We start from the raw sequence: 15,565 nt of genomic DNA, 5'->3' as shown, positions 1-15,565 counted from the left end.
GTGGCGGCGGCCGGCGACGGGCCCTGGCTCGACGACGCGGCCGGGCGGCTGGTGCGCCCGTTCACGGTCAGCGGCGGCCGGACCAAGCCCAGCGTCGCCCTCGACCTCATGTCGCAGGTGATGGCCACCGGCGCCACCCCGCTCGGCTACCTCGGTCCCGAACACGCGACCGCGCTCGAGCTGACCCGCGCACCCGTGTCGGTGGCCGAGATCGCGGCCCATCTGAAGCTGCCGGCGGCGGTCACCAAGGTGCTGCTCTCGGACCTCCTCGACTGCGGGGCGCTGACCACCAAGCCCCCCGAGTACCACCACATCCCCACCGACCGGGCCCTTCTGGAGGCAGTGCTCGATGGACTACGACGACAGCTCTGACTACGACGAGCACGACGAGCACCGCGAGCACGGCGCCCCTGCCGGCGGCGGCTCGGACCCCTTTCCCACGGCGTTGAAGATCCTGGTCGCGGGCGGTTTCGGGGTCGGCAAGACGACCTTCGTCGGTGCCGTGAGCGAGATCGCGCCGCTCAGCACCGAGGAGCTGCTCACCACGGTCAGCGCCGCGACCGACAACCTCGACGGCATCGAGAACAAGGTCGAGACGACCGTGGCCATGGACTTCGGCCGCATCACCCTCGATCCGAGCCACGTCCTCTACCTGTTCGGCACGCCCGGCCAGGAGCGGTTCTGGTTCATGTGGGACGAACTCTCCGAGGGCGCCCTCGGCGCGGTCATCCTCGCCGACACCCGCCGCCTGGAGGAGTGCTTCGCGGCCGTCGACTTCTTCGAGGAACGCGGACTCGCCTTCATCATCGCCATCAACGAGTTCGACGGCTCCCACCGCTACAACCCCGAGGAGGTGCGCGCCGCCATCGACCTCTCCCCGGACGTCCCCGTCGTGCGCTGCGACGCCCGGATCTCCGCGTCCGGTGTCCAGACCCTCCTCACCCTCGTCAAACACCTCATCGCCCACGCACCGGCCGCACCCCAGCCGAGCCGCGGCGCCCACATGTGATCCCCGCACACAACGCCCCGGAGCCGTATATGACGTACGTCCACAGCGACGGAACCCGGCCATGAGCTACGACCCGCCGCGCCCGGCCGGTCGTCTGCTGCTCACGCCGGAGGACAGGGAAGCTCCCGCCCGCGCCCGCAGGCTGCGCCGACTCGGCCTCGGGAAACAGCCGGAGCCCGCCCTGGACGCCTTCGCGGACCGCCTGGCCGAGGTGGCCGGAGCGCCGTACGCCATGGTCAACTTCCTCGACGAGGAGCGGCAGTTCTTCGCCGGGCTGCACACCCCGCAGGGCGGCCGGGCCGCGCGCGGCGGCAAGCCCGAGGTGGGCCGCCGACTGCCCCGCGACTACGGCTACTGCCCCCATGTCGTCGTGCGACGCAAGGCGCTGGTGCTGGAGGACGTGGGCGACTACCCGCGCTTCGCGGGCAACCCGGTCGTCGACGAGTACGGCATCCGCTCCTACCTGGGCGCCCCGCTCATCGACACGAGCGGCATGGTGCTGGGCACGGTGTGCGTCGCCGACCTCACGCCCCGGCCCTGGGGGAAGGCCGGCCTGGAGACCATCAAGTCGACGGCCGCGGAACTCGCCGGACAGCTGCAGCGGCGGGAGGCCGACGGGTTCCCGGCGCCGTGAGGCACGCCGGTCAGGGGGCCCGCCAGATGTTGTCGAAGGCCGCGTCCTCGATGGACCGCCGCTGTCGTACGGCCTCGAGCTCCGCCGTCGCGTCGCCGACCGCCGCCAGGACCGTCACGACCGTCTCGCCCGGGAGGTCCGGGAAGCCGTCGGCGGGCTCCTCGCGCAGACCCACGGCGGCGGCCAGCGTGGCGAGGACCGGCTCGTCCGCCTCCCAGCGCCCGGTGGCGTGGCGACGGGCCGGTGAGTCGAGCGGCTCCGTCCCCGCGGACCGGAAGGGGAACCGGCCGTGGCGCGGCCTGCCGACCAGCCCGTCCGCCTCGAGACGGGCGGAATAGGCCGCGGCCAGACCATTGCCGCGCCGCCACAGCCAGTCCTCGACCGACTCGTACGGCGTCGACCGTACGAGTGACGCCGCGGCCTCGGCGAGCAGGCGGTCGTCCGGCGCCGGCGCCAGGCCTGGCACGAGGAGATCGCCGTCGAGGGCGACCGCTTCGGTCCCGACGAGATCGATCACCTCGGCGCCCGCGAGGGCGAGCGACAGTTCGCCCTGCCCGACGGGGCGCACCGGCGCCACGTCCATCGCGACGAGCATCAGGTCCCATGCTGTGGTCATCGAAGACTCCACGTCAGTCGGCCGGCCTTGCGAGGGTTGCGGTCCAGGGTGGCACGCCCCACCGTGGTGTGCGGGAAGCCGGTCCGGGCGAGCGGGGCCACCCGTGTGAAGCGGAGCTGTGACGGCGCTTAAGAAAAGCTCGATGGACCGGGCCGGGTGACGTGCGGCAGATTGCTGGGCGAATCCACATGTCTTCCCGGACGCGGGGCCCTTCGGGCTGCCCGCGCCCGGGCCTCACCACAGGAGCCGTAGCGTGAAGGCGCTGGTCAAGGAGAAGGCGGAGCCCGGACTGTGGCTCGCGGACGTCCCCGAGCCGGCCGTCGGGCCCGGCGACGTGCTGATCAGGGTGCTGCGCACCGGGATCTGCGGCACCGATCTGCACATCCGGTCCTGGGACGGCTGGGCGCGGCAGACGATCCGCACCCCGCTCGTGCTCGGGCACGAGTTCGTCGGCGAGGTCGTCGGCACCGGCCGTGACGTCGCCGACATCCAGGTGGGGGACCGGGTCAGCGGCGAGGGGCACCTCGTCTGCGGCAAGTGCCGCAACTGTCTCGCCGGGCGCCGCCATCTGTGCCGGGCCACCGTCGGGCTCGGCGTCGGCCGCGACGGCGCCTTCGCGGAGTACGTCGCCCTGCCCGCGTCCAACGTGTGGGTGCACCGGGTGCCGGTGGACCTCGACGTGGCGGCGATCTTCGACCCGTTCGGCAACGCCGTGCACACCGCGCTGTCCTTCCCGCTCGTCGGCGAGGACGTCCTGATCACCGGCGCCGGACCGATCGGGCTGATGGCCGCCGCCGTCGCCCGGCACGCGGGCGCCCGCAACGTCGTCGTCACCGACGTCAGCGAGGAGCGGCTGGAGCTGGCCCGCAAGATCGGTGCGAGTCTCGCGCTGAACGTGTCGCAGACGTCCATCGCCGACGGGCAGCGTGAGCTGGGGCTGCGCGAGGGCTTCGACATCGGCCTGGAGATGTCCGGCCGGGCCGAGGCGCTGCGCGACATGATCGCCAACATGACGCACGGCGGCCGGATCGCGATGCTGGGGCTGCCCGCCGAGGAGTTCCCCGTCGACTGGGCCCGGATCGTCACCTCGATGATCACGATCAAGGGCATCTACGGCCGCGAGATGTACGAGACCTGGTACGCGATGTCGGTGCTGCTGGAGGGCGGCCTCGACCTCGCCCCCGTGATCACCGGCCGGTACGGCTACCGCGACTTCGAGGCCGCCTTCGCCGACGCGGCGAGCGGTCGCGGCGGCAAGGTCATCCTCGACTGGACCGCGTGAGTCATCCGCTTTCGAGTGCTTTTCTAGGAGCTTTCTGATGTTCGACTCCGTGCGCGACGACCTGCGCGTCACCCTCGACGAGATCCGCGCCGCCGGTCTGCACAAGCCCGAGCGGGTCATCGGCAGCCCGCAGTCGGCGACGGTCGCCGTGACCTCGGGCGGCCGCTCCGGCGAGGTCCTCAACTTCTGCGCCAACAACTACCTCGGCCTCGCCGACCACCCCGAGGTCGTCGCCGCCGCCCACGAGGCCCTCGACCGCTGGGGCTACGGCATGGCGTCGGTGCGCTTCATCTGCGGGACGCAGGAGGTGCACAAGGAGCTGGAGGCCCGGCTGTCGGCCTTCCTCGGCCAGGAGGACACGATCCTGTACTCCTCCTGCTTCGACGCGAACGGCGGGGTCTTCGAGACGCTTCTCGGCCCCGAGGACGCGGTGATCTCCGACGCTCTCAACCACGCCTCGATCATCGACGGCATCCGGCTGTCCAAGGCCCGCCGGCTCCGTTACGCCAACCGTGATCTGGCGGACCTGGAACGGCAGTTGAAGGACGCGTCCGACGCGCGGCGCCGCCTCGTCGTCACCGACGGCGTCTTCTCCATGGACGGCTACGTGGCCCCCCTCGCCGAGATCTGCGACCTCGCCGAGCGCTACGACGCGATGGTCATGGTCGACGACTCGCACGCGGTCGGCTTCGTCGGCCCCGGCGGCCGCGGCACGCCCGAGCTGCACGGGGTGATGGACCGGGTCGACATCATCACCGGCACCCTGGGCAAGGCGCTCGGCGGCGCGTCGGGCGGCTATGTGGCCGCCCGGGCGGAGATCGTCGCCCTGCTCCGCCAGCGCTCCCGCCCGTACCTCTTCTCCAACACCCTCGCCCCGGTCATCGCCGCCGCCTCGCTGAAGGTCCTCGACCTGCTGGAGTCGGCCGACGACCTGCGGGTGCGGCTCGCCGAGAACACCGCCCTGTTCCGCCGCCGGATGACGGACGAGGGCTTCGACATCCTGCCCGGCGACCACGCCATCGCGCCCGTGATGATCGGCGACGCGGCGAAGGCGGGCCGGCTGGCCGAACTGCTGCTGGAGCGCGGGGTGTACGTGATCGGCTTCTCCTACCCGGTCGTCCCGCAGGACCGGGCCCGCATCCGGGTCCAGCTCTCCGCCGCGCACTCCACGGACGACGTCGACCGCGCGGTCGACGCCTTCGTCGCGGCGCGGGCGGAGCTGGAAGCGGAGTCCCCGGCGGCTTGAGCCGCCGGCCGGTTGGGCCGCCGGCGGTCCGGGGCGGAGTCGGTGGTGCAGGCGGTGGCGGTTCGGGGGGCTCGGGCATATTGCGATAATCGATCCATGATCGAAGCGCGGCGGCTCCACATCCTCCGTGCGGTGGCCGACCACCGTACGGTGACCGCGGCTGCCGCCGCGCTGTATCTCACCCCGTCCGCCGTCTCCCAGCAGCTGACGGCCCTGGAGCAGGAGACGGGCCACCGGCTGGTCGAGCGGAGCGCCAAGGGCGTACGGCTCACCCCGGCCGGCGAGATCCTGCTCACCCACACCAACGCCGTCCTCGCCCAGTTGGAGCGGGCCGAGGCGGAGCTGGCCGCCTACAGCTCCGGAGCGGCCGGCACGGTCACCGTCGCCGCGTTCGCGACGGGGATCGCGCTGGTCGTGGCGCCCGCGCTGGCCCGGCTGGCCGACACCGCCCCGGGGATCCGGATCCGCGTCCAGGACGCCGAGGGCGACGCCAGCCTGCCGATGGTGCTCGACCGGCAGGTCGATGTCGCGGTGGCCGTCGAGTACCGCGGGGCCCCGGCCGCCGACGATCCGAGGCTCGCGCACGTCCCGCTCTACGCGGAGCCCTTCGACGCGGTCGTCCCGGTCGGCCACCGTCTCGCCGACGCCCCCGAGGTGCCGCTCGCCGAACTGGCCAAGGACCCGTGGATCGGCCCCTACCCGGGCAACCCCTGCCATGACGTGGTCGTCCTGGCCTGCGAGAACGCCGGCTTCCAGCCCCGTCTGGAGCACTCCTCGGACGATTTCCGCGCGGTCGTCGCCCTGGCCTCGGCCGACGCGGGAGTGGCGCTCGTCCCGCGTTCGGCGCTGCGCGGCATGGACCTCACGGGGGTGGTCGTACGGCCGGTCGACGGGGTGGCGCCGACCCGGAGGGTCTTCGCGGCCGTCCGCCGGGGAGCGGAGGGGCATCCGCTGATCCGGCCGGTGCTGGAGGCGCTGGGCGAGGCCGCCCGGGTGTGAGCCTTCCGTAACAGCACCGTCTCATATCCGGGATAGATTCCCGGATATGAGGCACGAGGCAGGCGGAGCGGAGACGGTCGGGTCGCCGGACCCCGTCGATGTGCGGATCGCCGGACGGCTGGCCGAGTTGCGGGCCGAACGCGGTTGGTCGCTGGGGGAGTTGGCGGAACGCAGCGGGGTCAGCCGGTCCACCCTGTCACGGGCCGAGCGGGCGGAGACCAGTCCGACCGCCGCGCTGCTCAACCGGCTCTGCCGCGTCTACGGGCGGACCATGTCCCGGCTGCTCAGCGAGGTGGAGGCGGAGCCCGCGCCGCTGGTGCGCGCCGACGAGCAGTCCGTCTGGGAGGACCGGGCCTCCGGATTCGTCCGCCGCTCCGTGTCGCCGCCGCATCCCGCGCTGCGCGGCGAACTGGTCGAGGGCCGGCTCGCCGTGGGCGCCGACATCGCCTACGACCGGCCGCCCGTCGCGGGCCTGGAACAGCACATCTGGGTGCTGGAGGGCGCCCTCGAGGTGACGGCGGAGGACATCGGGCATCACCTCGACGCCGGGGACTGTCTGCGCCTGCGGGTGTGGGGCCCCACCCGGTTCCGGTGCGCGGGCGACGAGGACGTGCGGTACGTGCTCGCGGTGGTGCTGCCATGACCGTGACCCGACTGGACGCCCCCCGGCTGCGCGCCCGCGCCGCGGAGTTGGCCGACCTGCTGATCGACGCGGTGGACGACGGCGCCTCGCTCGGCTTCCTCGCCCCGCTCGACCGGGCGGCCGCCGAAGCCTGGTGGGAGGAGCGCGCGGAGGGCGTGGCCGCCGGGCGGCTCGCGGTCTGGACGGCGGCCGACGGGGGCCGTCTCGTCGGCACCGTCGGGCTGGCCTTCCCCGACAAGCCCAACAGCCGCCATCGCGCCGAGCTCGTCAAGCTGATCGTCCACCGGGACGCCCGCGGGAAGGGGCTCGGCCGCACGCTCCTGACCGCCGCCGAGGAGAGCGCCGTCGCGGCCGGTGTCACCCTGCTGCACCTGGACACCGAGACCGACAGTCCCGCCGAACACCTCTACCGCACCGCCGGGTGGACCAGGGCCGGGGTGATCCCGGACTACGCGGCGAGCCCGGCCGGGGTCCTCCGCCCGACCACCCTGTACTACAAGCAGGTCGCCGTCGGGTGACTGTCAGTGGCAGCGGCTACGGTGCGGAGCATGCCGGACGCCGAAGACGTACGCCGTATCGCCCTGTCCCTGCCGGACACCACGGAGAAGATCTCCTGGAACATGCCCACCTTCCGGGTCGCGGGGAAGATGTTCGCCACGCTGCCCGAGGAGGAGACCTCCCTCGCCGTGCGCTGCCCCAAGGAGGAGCGCGACGAACTGGTGCTCGCCGAGCCCGGGAAGTTCTGGATCGCCGACCACGAGGCCCAGTTCGCCTGGGTGCGGGCCCGCCTCGCCGCCCTGGAGGACGAGGACGAGCTGCGGGACATCCTCGCCGACTCGTGGCGGCAGGCCGCCCCCACGCGGCTGCTGGACGCGTACCCGGAACTGGGGGCGACCACGGGGGACTGACGGTGCCCGGCGGTCGGGGCGCGGGAAACGGGTGCGCGACCATCGACCCGAGTGCGGTATGGTTTCCATGCGTGTTCGGCCAGGGGAAACCCCAGGTCAGACGGGCAACGGGACGTGGCGCAGCTTGGTAGCGCACTTGACTGGGGGTCAAGGGGTCGCAGGTTCAAATCCTGTCGTCCCGACCAGCTTCATCGCAGGTCGGAAGGTCGTTTCCACGAAAGCGTGGAGGCGACCTTCGTCGTTTTTTCTCCCCGAGAGCCGCAGTGACGTGCGGTGACGTGCCAGCGCCGCCCACGCGGACCGTGCCGCCCACGCCGACTGTGCCGTCCGTGCCGTCCGTGCTGTGAGTCGGCCGGACTACCTGTGGATTCGCCCAACCCCGAGTGACGCCCCGCGGCCCCGCTGCCAGGATGAGGCGCCATGACCGCAGGGCACGGCAAGGCCGACAAGCACCGCAGCCTCCACGACGCCGCCAAGGCCGAGAGGCACCGGACAGCGCACGGCACGGGACGCGCGAAGCGGGCCGGCAAGGCGGCGCCGGCCGACGAGTCGACGACCGCGCTGGCGCTGGCCGCGCGGGGCGGGGACGCGGCGGCCGTCGAGGGGTTCGTGCGCGCGCTGCACCACGACGTGCTGCGGTACGTGGCCCATCTGAGCGCCGACCCGCAGGCGGCGGACGATCTGGCGCAGGACACGTTCCTGCGGGCGCTCAGCGGACTGCACCGGTTCGAGGGACGTTCCTCGGCGCGGGCGTGGCTGCTGTCCATCGCGCGGCGGGCGGTGATGGACAGCCTCCGGTCCGCCGCCGCCCGGCCGCGCCTGGCGGACCGGTCCGACTGGCAGACGGCCGTCGAACTCGCCCAGCCGCGCGGACTGCCCGGCTTCGACGACGGTGTCGTCCTGCTGGATCTGCTGGCCGCGCTGCCGGCGGACCGGCGCGAGGCGTTCGTGCTGACCCAGCTGCTGGGGCTGCCCTACGCGGAGGCGGCCGAGGTGAGCGACTGCCCGGTCGGCACCGTCCGCTCGCGGGTGGCCCGCGCCCGCGCCACCCTGGCGGGCCTGCTCGCCGAGGCGGGCGAACCCGCGGTCACCGCAGCCCCGGCAGCCGCCGCAGCTCGTCGACCTTCGCCAGCCGGGCCAGTGCGAGATAGACCAGGACGAGGGTGACGGAGCCGGCCGCCAGAGCGGTCGCGGTCGGCAGGGTGCCGCCGCCCAGCGCGACCGCGCACGCGGCGTCGGCCGCCCACCCCGCGGCGGCGGCGAGGCCCGCCGCGCCCAGCAGCTTGGTGTACGTGCGCCGCAGCGCGCCGTCGTCCAGGCGGCCGCCGGTCCGGCCGCGCAGCCGGCGCGCGGTGAGGGCCAGCCCCGCCAGGTACGACAGCGCGTAGGCCCCGGCCATGCCGGTCACCGCCCAACGGTCGGGCAGCAGCAGCCGGCAGGCGGTGGCCAGGGCGATGTTCAACGCCGCGATCCACAACGCCATGAAGAACGGCGTGCGGGTGTCCTCGAAGGCGTAGAAGCCACGCAGGAGGACGTACTGCGCGGAGAACGGGATCAGCCCGAGGCCGAACGCCTGGAGCATGTGGCCGAGCGGCTGCGCGGAGGCGGCGTCGGCCGCGCCGTGCGCGAACAGCAGGGTGGCGATCCGTGGACCGAGGGCCAGGAACAGGAACGCGGCCGGAACGACGACGACTCCGCTCACCCGCAGCCCGCGCGACAGATCGGCGCGCACGTCCGCGATCCGGCCCTGCGCCACGGCCCGGCTCATGCGGGGCAGCAGCGCGGTCACCAGGGAGACGGTGACCACCGACTGCGGCAGCATCCAGATGGTCTGCGCGTACATGTACGCCGTGTAGCCCGCGCCGGCGTGAGGCAGCCGCTGGTCGACGGCGTTGGCGTAGTTGGCCACCACCGTCAGCGAGACGAGGTTCGTCAGGACGAGCAGCAGCGTCCACTTGGCGGCGTGCACGCCGGAACCCAGGCCCGAACCGCGCCAGTCGAAGCGCGGCCGCAGCCGGAACCCGGCGCCCCGCGCGAACGGGACCAGCGCGAGGGCCTGCACCGCGATGCCCGCCGTCGTCCCGACGCCCAGCAGCCGGACCTGGTCGGCGGTGATGTCCGCCACCCCTTCCGGCACGGTCATGAGGCCGAGGTAGGCGCCGAACATGCCCAGCAGTACGCCGTTGTTGAGGACCGGCGTCCACATCATCGCGCCGAACCGCTCGCGGGCGTTGAGGACTTGGCCGTAGATGTTGAACAGGCCGTAGAAGAAGATCTGCGGGAGCAGGAAGCGGGCGAAGACCACGGTGAGCCGGTACGCCTCGTGGTTGTCCGGGGTGTCGCGCAGGTACACGGAGACGATCTGCGGTGCCGCCCACACCGCCAGCGCCGTCCCCACGGCGAGCACGGACACGACGAGGGTCACGAGCCGCTGCTCGTAGGCCCGCCCGCCGTCCGGGTGGGTCGCCCTCGCCCGCACCAACTGCGGCACCAGCACGGCGTTCAGCGCGCCGCCGATCAGCAGCGTGTAGAGGCTGGTCGGCACGGTGTTCGCGGTGTTGTACGTGCTGGCCAGCAGGCCGGTGCCCAGGGCGGCGGCCTGCAGGACCTGGCGGATCAGCCCGGTCGCCCGGGACACGATCGTGCCCAGGGCCATCAGCACCGACGAGCGGGCCGCCCCGCCCTCGCGGACCTCGCGCTTTTCGGCCTGCCGTCGTGTCGTCGCCCCCATCGGGCCAACCTACGGCATCAAGATCGGAGCCCCAACCGCCCTGCTCGCAGAGGCGGTTGGGGCCCAGTGGGTCACCGGCGGCTGCGTACCCGACCGGCGCGCGGCGGGCTGATGAACTGGAGCTCCAGCGTGACCGGCGGTGCGGCGATCCCCGGGCCGCCGGCCGTCGCCCAGGCCAGGATCTCGTCCGTGCAGTCGTCGTCCATGGCGAAGCCGACCCAGGTGGCCCGGCCGCCGGCCCGGCGTCCGTCGGCCGAGGGCTGGACCACGATCACGTTCGCCTGGTCGCAGGGGCCGAGGCAGTCCGTCGTCCGGACCTCCAAGGCCCCGGCGGAGTCGGCGGCGGCCGCCCGCAGCCGCTCCAGCTGCCAGTCGTGGTCGTAGCCGGGGTGTTTGCCGGCGTCGCCGCAGCAGCAGCCCCTGCACACCACGAGTGTGCAGGGACGGCTGCGGGCGGCGCCGACCAGGGCGCGACGGCCGGTCGGCGCGGGTATCACGCTCAGGAGGCCGAGAGGCCGACGTGGGCCAGGGCCTGCCGCAGCAGGAACCCGTGCCCGCCCGGCATCTCGCTCTGCACCGCGAGCGACGCCGCCTCCTGCGGGCTGAACCACAGCAGGTCCAGCGCGTCCTGCCGGGGACGGCAGTCGCCGGTCACCGGCACGATGTAGGCCAGCGACACCGCGTGCTGACGGGGGTCGTGGTACGGGGTGACGCCCTGCGTGGGGAAGTACTCCGCCACCGTGAACGGCTGGAGCGAGGTCGGCACCCGGGGCAGCGCCACCGGGCCGAGGTCCTTCTCCAGGTGGCGCAGCAGGGCGTCGCGGACGCGCTCGTGGTGCAGGACCCGGCCGGAGACCAGGTTCCGGCTGACATTGCCGTCCGGTCCGATCCGCAGCAGCAGGCCGACGCTGGTGACTTCGCCGCTGTCGTCGACGCGCACGGGCACGGCCTCGACGTACAGGATCGGCATACGGGCGCGTGCCATCTCGAGCTCGTCGGAGCTCAGCCAACCCGGCGTGGTTTCGGTCAAGTCAGACATTGCTTGATCATACTTTCAGTGTCCGTCGGGAAGCCGGTAGACCCGGCGGGCGTTGTCGGCTCCGGCCCAGCGCGCCAGGCGCAGCGCGTCGGGCAGGCCCAGTTCGTCGGCGTCCACCCGGTCCTGGAGCAGATCGCCCAGTCCCCTGCGGAACGCCAGCGCGCCGAGCCCGTAGAACTCCGCCACACCATAGGCGTCCGAGCTGTACAGCAGTTTGCGGAACGGTGTGATCTCCAGCGCCTCCTCCAGGACCGCCCGCGCTCGTGGCGGACCCACATGATGCAGGGTGAGCCCCACATCCAGGTAGACCTGCTCGAACACCGCGGCCAGATAGGCGGCTTGCCGCTGGTAGGGCCAGCAGTGCAGGAGCAATACCGAAATGGTGCCCGCCGTCAGGTGCAGCCAGTCCGTGAGAAGGCTCGGGTCCACCCGGTGCAGCCGGATGTCGTTGTCGCCGAACCCGGTGTGCAACTGGAGGGGGAGCCCCAGGTCGACGGCCGTCCACAGCAGGTGCCGGACCAGCACCGGGTCCGCCAGCCGTCCGCCGCCCGCCAGCCAGCGCCGCGCGGCCCGGGTGACGTCGGCGTCCGTGGGCCGGGCCGGATCGAGGTCGAAGCCGGTCCGGTAGGCGGCCACCGACTTGACGGCCACCACCCCCGGCAGCCGTACCGCGTCCAGGGCGGCCGCCCGGAACGCGTCGGCGTACCCGTCGGCCTCGACACCCCGCTCGGCCACGGCCTCCGCGACGGACTCCAGCCGGACGACCTCGCGGGCGAGGGCCGGTCCGCCGGCGCCCGCCGCCCAGGCCAGCCCGGCCAGCTCGGCGGGCGTGGTGACGCGGTGCGGGGCGAACCCGGTGTCGACGCAGAACACGCCGGTCCGGGCGGCGCCGAGGAAGCGCCGGTTCACCTCCCGGGGGCCCAGTTCCGCGCGCCGGGCCAGGTAGACGTCGGCCGGGGCGTGCCGCTCCAGGTCGAGCAGCGGCGCGCAGTGGCGGCGTACGGCCACGCCGGCGGGCGTGTCGAAGGCCGAGACGCCGGGCCACCGGTCGCCCTCGGTGAGCAGCGCCTCGAAGGCCGGCCGGTCCAGGGAGTCGACGACGACGCCGTGACAGTGGTGGTCCACCAGCTCCAGCTCGGCGAGCGCCTCGTGGACCGGTCCGCCGGTCATGTCAGTACTTCCAGCGGTAGGCGGCGGCCACCCGCTCGTCGTCGAGCCCGTCGACGGCGTCGATCTCGCCCTGCCGTACCGCGCTCACCGCGTCGGCGAGGACCGGGCCGAGCGCGGTCCGCAGCACCTCGTCCCCGCGGAACTCGGCGAGCGCGCCGGCGAGCGAGGTCGGCAGCTGGCGCACGCCCCGGGCGGCGGCCTCCCCGGCGCCGAGCCGGGCCGGATCCCCGGTCGTCTCCTCGGGCAGGACGGCGCCCGACGCGAGCCCGGCCAGTCCGGCGGCGATCAGGGAGCCGAGGGCGAGGTACGGGTTGGCGGCCAGGTCGACCGGCTTGACCTCCAGATTCGCCTGCTCCGCGCGCCGGCCCGCCGTACCGCGCACGAGGCGCAGCGCGCACTCGCGGGTCTCCAGGCCCCAGGCGGTGAACACCCCGGCCCACTGGGACGGCTTGAGGCGCAGATGGCTCGCCGGGCTGGGCGCGGTCACCGCCGTGAGGGCCGGGAGCCGGGCCAGCACACCGGCCGTGAACGCCTCGGCGTCGGCCGTCATGCCGTGCCGTCGGCTGCCGCCCGTGTGCAGGTTCGTGCCGTCGCGCCAGGCGGAGAGATGGACGTGCCCGCCGTTGCCGACCCCTTCCGCCGCGACGGAGGGGGAGAAGGACACCCGCAGGCCGTGGCGCCGGGCCAGCGCGCGGATCGTCTGGCGGACGAGGACGCTGCGGTCGGCCGCCGCCACCGGGTCGAGCGCGCCCACGGAGATCTCGAACTGGCCGGGCGCGTACTCGGGATGGACCTGGTCGACGTCCACGCCCTGCGCCGCGCACGCGGCCAGCAGATCGGCGGTGTAGTCGCTCAGCTCGACCTGCCGGGTCGCGCCGTACGCCGGTCCCGTGGCCGCCGGGACGAACTCCCCCGCGGGCGCGGAGTCCAGGCCTACCGCCCACTCGATCTCGATGCCGGCCTTGAAGACGAGAGCGTGGTCGTGGACCGCGCCCGCGACGACGCGGCGCAGGAAGGTGCGGGAGCAGCCGGGGTGCCGTTCGCCGTCCTGGGTGAGGCGGTCGACCGGCGCCCAGGCCCAGCCGGGCTGCCCGGCCAGGGCCACGAGCCGGTCGAGGTCCGGGTACAGGCGCAGGTCGCCGTCCGGGGAGCCCAGCACATCGGTCGCGACGATGTGGTCGTTCGCCAGGAACGTGTCGAACACCGGTGACATGCCGACGCCCCAGGCCACCGCCGAGGCCAGCCCGGCCGTGGGGATCGTCTTCACCCGGCCGATGCCCGCCGTGTCGACGTAGGCCAGGACGATCCCGTGCACGCCTCTCGCCGACAGCTCGCCGCCGAGCGCGTCGGCCCGCTCGACCTCTCCGGGACGTCCGCCGGGGACGGGATCGGCAAGGGTCGTCATACGTCCTCCACGGTCGGTACGTCCGTTGCGTGCCGTACGTCCGTCAGGGTTTCACGGCCACCGCGCCGTACTGCGGCACCACCGCGAGGGAGTCGGCCTCGCCGCGCCAGCGCGAGCAGGACACCAGGCCCGGCTCCAGCAGTTCAAGGCCCTCGAAGAACGCGGCGATCTCCGCGCCGCCGCGTGCGGTGATCGGCGGGGTGGCGTTCTCGTTCCAGAACTTCATCGCCGGGATCTGGCCCTCGCCGCCCACCTCGCTGTCGTGGGTGGGGTGGGTCAGGACCAGGAAGCTGCCGGAGGGGACGTCGGCCATGACCTCGCGGACGATGTTCCGGGCCGCGTCGAAGTCCAGGACGAAGTTCAGGATGCCCAGCATCATCACCGCGACCGGGCGGGTGAAGTCCAGGGTGCCCGCCGCGCGTTCGAGGATCTGGGCCGGGTCGTGCACATCGGCGTCGATGTAGTCGGTGACGCCCGCGGTGGTGCCGGTCAGCAGCGTACGGGCGTGCGCCAGCACGATGGGGTCGTTGTCGACGTACACGATCCGCGACTCGGGCGCGACGCGCTGCGCGATCTCGTGGGTGTTGTCGGCCGTCGGCAGCCCGGTGCCGATGTCGAGGAACTGCCGCACCCCGCGCTCCTCGGCGAGGAACCGCACGGCCTGCCCGAGGAACCAGCGGTCCGCGCGCGCGATCTCCCGGATGAGCGGGAACATCCCGGCGACGTGCTCGCCGACCCGCTGGTCGACCTCGTAGTTGTCCTTGCCGCCGATCCAGTAGTTCCAGACCCGCGCGTTGTGCGCCACGCTGGTGTTCAGCCGTGCCGACCCGCTCACCCGACCGCCCTCTCGCTCACGTCCTGCCCGCGTCACGGGCCTCCGCCCGCCATTGTGCCGCCGGATGATCACCGTTGTCCCCGGTAGGGTGAAAATCCGGTGATCCCGTACAGGAAGCAGGCCATGCCCTACTCGCACGCCCCCCGCCCGACCGCGTCCGCGTCCCCGGCGGGTCCCGTCGACATCCGGCTGGTCGTCACCGACATGGACGGCACGCTCCTCGACGACGACAAGAAGGTGCCCGAGGGTCTGTGGGAGACGCTGGTTCGGCTGCGGGAGCGCGGGGTGCTGTTCACCCCGGCGAGCGGGCGCCAGTACGCCACCCTGGCCGCGGAGTTCGCCGAGGTCGCCGACGGCATGGTGTTCATAGCGGAGAACGGCACCTATGTGGTGCGCGACGGGGAGGAGCTGAGCTCCGATCCGCTGGCGCCGGGAGTGGTCGCGCGGGTGATGGAGGCCGTGCGCGGGCTCACGGCCGACGGCGTGGACGTGGGCGCCGTCGTCTGCGGGAAGCGGTCCGCCTACGTCGAGCGGGCCGACGAGGCGTTCCTGGCCGAGGTGGGCCGGTACTACGTGCGGCACCGGGTCGTCGAGGACGTCACCGCCGTCGACGACGACGTCATCAAGGTCGCCCTCTTCGACTTCGGGTCCGCCGAGCGGACCACCGCCCCGGCTCTCGCGCCCTTCGCGCGCACCCACCAGGTCGTCGTCTCCGGTGAGCACTGGGTCGACGTCATGAACCGCACCGCCAACAAGGGCGCCGCGCTGCGCGCCCTCCAGCGGGAGCTGGGCATCACGCCCGCGCAGACCATGGTGTTCGGCGACTATCTCAACGACCTGGAGATGCTGGACGCCGCCGACTGGTCGTTCGCGATGGCCAACGCCCACCCGGAGGTCGTCCGCCGGGCCCGCCACCTCGCGCCCTCCAACAACGACAACGGGGTCCTGCGCACCGTCGCGCGTCTGCTGGACCTCTGACGCGCCGGACGGTCCCGGACCACGGGCGGGGCCGCGCCCGGGCAGCCCTCCGCGGGAGTGCGTGCCGGGC

18 protein-coding genes and 1 tRNA gene are annotated in these 15,565 nt (G+C 73.3%); 12 read left to right on the top strand and 7 right to left on the bottom strand.

Features of this window, described 5'->3' with window-relative positions; translation table 11 throughout:
• The 3 genes from ACIRPU_RS19690 (at position 1) to ACIRPU_RS19680 (ending at position 1,643) form a co-directional block, all read left to right on the top strand.
• On the top strand, positions 1 to 372 hold the full coding sequence (locus tag ACIRPU_RS19690; RefSeq protein ID WP_403868681.1) for a DUF742 domain-containing protein: 372 nt from the start codon (positions 1 to 3) through the stop codon (positions 370 to 372).
• Positions 350 to 1,009, top strand: a complete 660-nt coding sequence (locus ACIRPU_RS19685) for an ATP/GTP-binding protein (RefSeq protein ID WP_355702392.1) — start codon at positions 350 to 352, stop codon at positions 1,007 to 1,009. The genes ACIRPU_RS19690 and ACIRPU_RS19685 overlap by 23 nt, the downstream gene beginning before the upstream one ends.
• A gap of 61 nt (positions 1,010 to 1,070) precedes the next feature.
• Entirely contained in the window at positions 1,071 to 1,643 is a 573-nt protein-coding gene (locus tag ACIRPU_RS19680; protein WP_384117733.1) for a GAF domain-containing protein, read from the top strand.
• Between the two features lie 10 nt (positions 1,644 to 1,653).
• Here ACIRPU_RS19680 and ACIRPU_RS19675 read toward each other — a convergent pair whose 3' ends face one another.
• A complete protein-coding gene (locus tag ACIRPU_RS19675) occupies positions 1,654 to 2,259 on the bottom strand; it encodes a GPP34 family phosphoprotein (protein ID WP_403868676.1) in 606 nt (201 codons plus the stop codon).
• A 253-nt stretch (positions 2,260 to 2,512) separates the two neighbouring features.
• Here ACIRPU_RS19675 and tdh point away from each other — a divergent pair, with 253 nt between their 5' ends.
• From tdh to ACIRPU_RS19635, 8 genes are all read left to right on the top strand, one after another.
• Complete coding sequence (tdh, locus tag ACIRPU_RS19670; protein ID WP_403868673.1) at positions 2,513 to 3,541, top strand: L-threonine 3-dehydrogenase; 1,029 nt, start codon at positions 2,513 to 2,515, stop codon at positions 3,539 to 3,541.
• Positions 3,542 to 3,578: 37 nt separating this feature from the next.
• Positions 3,579 to 4,787 carry a glycine C-acetyltransferase gene (locus ACIRPU_RS19665; RefSeq protein ID WP_403868670.1) on the top strand — a complete coding sequence of 403 codons (1,209 nt, stop codon included), beginning with the start codon at positions 3,579 to 3,581 and terminating at the stop codon, positions 4,785 to 4,787.
• 96 nt (positions 4,788 to 4,883) lie between these two features.
• Positions 4,884 to 5,786: a LysR family transcriptional regulator gene (locus ACIRPU_RS19660; RefSeq protein ID WP_403868667.1), complete on the top strand. Its 903-nt coding sequence runs from the start codon at positions 4,884 to 4,886 to the stop codon at positions 5,784 to 5,786.
• A gap of 46 nt (positions 5,787 to 5,832) precedes the next feature.
• Positions 5,833 to 6,429 carry a helix-turn-helix domain-containing protein gene (locus ACIRPU_RS19655; protein WP_403868664.1) on the top strand — a complete coding sequence of 199 codons (597 nt, stop codon included), beginning with the start codon at positions 5,833 to 5,835 and terminating at the stop codon, positions 6,427 to 6,429.
• Positions 6,426 to 6,947, top strand: coding sequence for a GNAT family N-acetyltransferase (locus ACIRPU_RS19650; protein ID WP_403868661.1), 522 nt, complete (start codon positions 6,426 to 6,428; stop codon positions 6,945 to 6,947). The genes ACIRPU_RS19655 and ACIRPU_RS19650 overlap by 4 nt, the downstream gene beginning before the upstream one ends.
• Before the next feature lie 30 nt (positions 6,948 to 6,977).
• The gene (locus ACIRPU_RS19645) at positions 6,978 to 7,337 is read left to right on the top strand and encodes an MmcQ/YjbR family DNA-binding protein (RefSeq protein WP_355702384.1); all 360 of its coding nucleotides are present in this window, start codon (positions 6,978 to 6,980) and stop codon (positions 7,335 to 7,337) included.
• Positions 7,338 to 7,445: 108 nt separating this feature from the next.
• Positions 7,446 to 7,522 (top strand) — tRNA-Pro (locus ACIRPU_RS19640).
• 235 nt (positions 7,523 to 7,757) lie between these two features.
• Positions 7,758 to 8,504 carry a sigma-70 family RNA polymerase sigma factor gene (locus tag ACIRPU_RS19635; protein ID WP_403868658.1) on the top strand — a complete coding sequence of 249 codons (747 nt, stop codon included), beginning with the start codon at positions 7,758 to 7,760 and terminating at the stop codon, positions 8,502 to 8,504.
• Here ACIRPU_RS19635 and murJ read toward each other — a convergent pair.
• From murJ to ACIRPU_RS19605, 6 genes are all read right to left on the bottom strand, one after another.
• Positions 8,425 to 10,068, bottom strand: a complete 1,644-nt coding sequence (gene murJ, locus ACIRPU_RS19630; protein WP_403868655.1) for a murein biosynthesis integral membrane protein MurJ — start codon at positions 10,066 to 10,068, stop codon at positions 8,425 to 8,427. The two genes, ACIRPU_RS19635 and murJ, sit on opposite strands and share 80 nt — an antisense overlap.
• Before the next feature lie 71 nt (positions 10,069 to 10,139).
• Complete coding sequence (locus ACIRPU_RS19625) at positions 10,140 to 10,562, bottom strand: (2Fe-2S) ferredoxin domain-containing protein (protein ID WP_403868768.1); 423 nt, start codon at positions 10,560 to 10,562, stop codon at positions 10,140 to 10,142.
• 5 nt (positions 10,563 to 10,567) lie between these two features.
• Positions 10,568 to 11,107, bottom strand: coding sequence for an NUDIX hydrolase family protein (locus tag ACIRPU_RS19620; RefSeq protein WP_355702381.1), 540 nt, complete (start codon positions 11,105 to 11,107; stop codon positions 10,568 to 10,570).
• A 15-nt stretch (positions 11,108 to 11,122) separates the two neighbouring features.
• Positions 11,123 to 12,277 carry an amidohydrolase family protein gene (locus ACIRPU_RS19615; protein ID WP_403868652.1) on the bottom strand — a complete coding sequence of 385 codons (1,155 nt, stop codon included), beginning with the start codon at positions 12,275 to 12,277 and terminating at the stop codon, positions 11,123 to 11,125.
• A 1-nt stretch (position 12,278) separates the two neighbouring features.
• On the bottom strand, positions 12,279 to 13,682 hold the full coding sequence (locus tag ACIRPU_RS19610) for a glutamine synthetase (RefSeq protein WP_403868649.1): 1,404 nt from the start codon (positions 13,680 to 13,682) through the stop codon (positions 12,279 to 12,281).
• Between the two features lie 43 nt (positions 13,683 to 13,725).
• Positions 13,726 to 14,517 (bottom strand): SAM-dependent methyltransferase, encoded by a 792-nt coding sequence (locus ACIRPU_RS19605; RefSeq protein WP_403868646.1) that lies wholly within the window; start codon positions 14,515 to 14,517, stop codon positions 13,726 to 13,728.
• A gap of 123 nt (positions 14,518 to 14,640) precedes the next feature.
• Between ACIRPU_RS19605 and ACIRPU_RS19600 the strand changes: the two genes are divergently transcribed.
• Complete coding sequence (locus ACIRPU_RS19600; protein WP_403868643.1) at positions 14,641 to 15,495, top strand: Cof-type HAD-IIB family hydrolase; 855 nt, start codon at positions 14,641 to 14,643, stop codon at positions 15,493 to 15,495.
• Positions 15,496 to 15,565 lie beyond the last annotated feature (70 nt).

It is taken from the genome of Streptomyces sp. NPDC102259, from assembly GCF_044766465.1.
GTDB lineage: Bacteria > Actinomycetota > Actinomycetes > Streptomycetales > Streptomycetaceae > Streptomyces.
The sequence above is the reverse complement of the archived record's forward strand: the minus strand, read 5'-3'. Positions and strand labels throughout refer to the sequence as shown.